Source organism: Rhizobium leguminosarum (assembly GCF_004123835.1).
Lineage (GTDB): Bacteria > Pseudomonadota > Alphaproteobacteria > Rhizobiales > Rhizobiaceae > Rhizobium > Rhizobium leguminosarum_M.
Map to the genome: position 1 here is coordinate 1 of NZ_MZMU01000023.1, position 1,522 is coordinate 1,522.

A 1,522-nucleotide genomic window follows, 5' to 3' on the forward strand; every position below is an offset into this window, starting at 1 on the left:
ATGTAGCCGCAAAGTTGAAGTGTCCTGTTTCTGCAAAGTTGGAATGTCACTCTCCCCGCGTTTGATGACGTAGGAGATTGCGGATGGGACTGATAGCGATGAGCGAGCGTGATCTACAGCGGATCGAGATTCTATCGAAAGTGATTGCCGGCCGGATGACGATGGTGTCGGCGGCACATGTGCTTGAACTGAGTACGCGCCAAGTACGTCGTCTGCTGGAGCGGATCAGCACTGGTGGTGCGGCGTCGATCCGGCACAAGGCGATCGGCCGACCGTCGAACAACCGGATCAGCGATGGTGTTCGGGATTATGCGGTGACGCTGGTTCGCGAACGCTATGCGGATTTTGGGCCGACGCTGGCCGCCGAGAAGCTTTCCGAACGCGATGGATTGCGGGTGTCGCGCGAGACGTTGCGCGGTTGGATGACGGAGGCCGGACTTTGGCTGTCGCGCAAGCAGCGCCGGACGTTTCACCAGCCGCGGCTACGGCGCGAGGCCTATGGCGAGCTGGTGCAGATCGACGGCTCCGAGCACCGCTGGTTTGAGGACCGCGGTGATCCGTGTTCGCTGCTGGTGTTCGTCGACGATGCGACGGGCAGGTTGATGCAGTTGCGCTTTGTACGCTCGGAAAGTGCCTTCAGCTATTTCGAGGCGCTGGCGCTTTACCTGCGTGATCACGGCGCGCCTGTGGCCTTCTACTCCGACAAGCATTCGGTATTCCGGGTGGCGAAGAAGGACGCCAAGGGTGGCCAGGGCATGACCCAGTTCGGGCGTGCACTGTGTGAGTTAAATATCGAGATTCTTTGCGCAAATTCCAGTCAAGCCAAAGGTCGCGTCGAGCGGATGAACCGGACGCTGCAGGATCGGCTGGTCAAGGAATTACGGCTGGCGGATATCGGCGATATGGAGACGGGCAACGCGTTTTTGCCGGGCTTCATGGAGGACTACAATGCCCGGTTTGCGATTGTCCCTGCCCGGTCCGATGACCTGCACCGGCCGATAAATCTGGCGCCGGATCGGCTCAGCGAGATCCTGTGCAAGCGTGAGCAGCGCTATGTCGGATCGCAGTTGACGTTTTCGTTTGAGCGTCAGCGGATCATGCTGGAAGAGACCGAGGTGACGCGTGGCCTGGTTGGCCGTTATGTCGAGACCTATGCCTTTGCGGATGGCCGGCTGGACGTGCGCTGGAAAGGTCATTCCCTGCCCTACAAGACGTTCGACAAGGACCAGCGGGTGACGCATGCGGCGATTACCGATAACAAAAGGCTGTCCGATGTGCTGGCCTATATCAAGGAGCGGCAGGAGCAGCTTCCAATACCGAAGGTGAAGAACAACAGCGAGAAGAACGGCTACACGCCGCGGGGCCGCAAGCCGGGACGAGGCAGAGATTTCATGAACGATCCGGCGGTGATTGAACGCCGCAACGCGGCACTCGCAAGGCTCGACGCTGCAGAGTGAGGGGTCGATCGCATAGTCTCAAAGCTAAAGCCGAAAGCTGTCCCTCACCCGCCCCGATCTGATCT

1 protein-coding gene is annotated in these 1,522 nt (G+C 59.6%); it reads left to right on the plus strand.

Going from position 1 to position 1,522, the window contains the following annotated elements:
* Window positions 1-83: 83 nt before the first annotated feature.
* Complete coding sequence (locus B5P46_RS29655) at window positions 84-1,457, plus strand: ISNCY family transposase (RefSeq protein WP_129421868.1); 1,374 nt, start codon at window positions 84-86, stop codon at window positions 1,455-1,457.
* The last annotated feature ends 65 nt before the right edge of the window (window positions 1,458-1,522 follow it).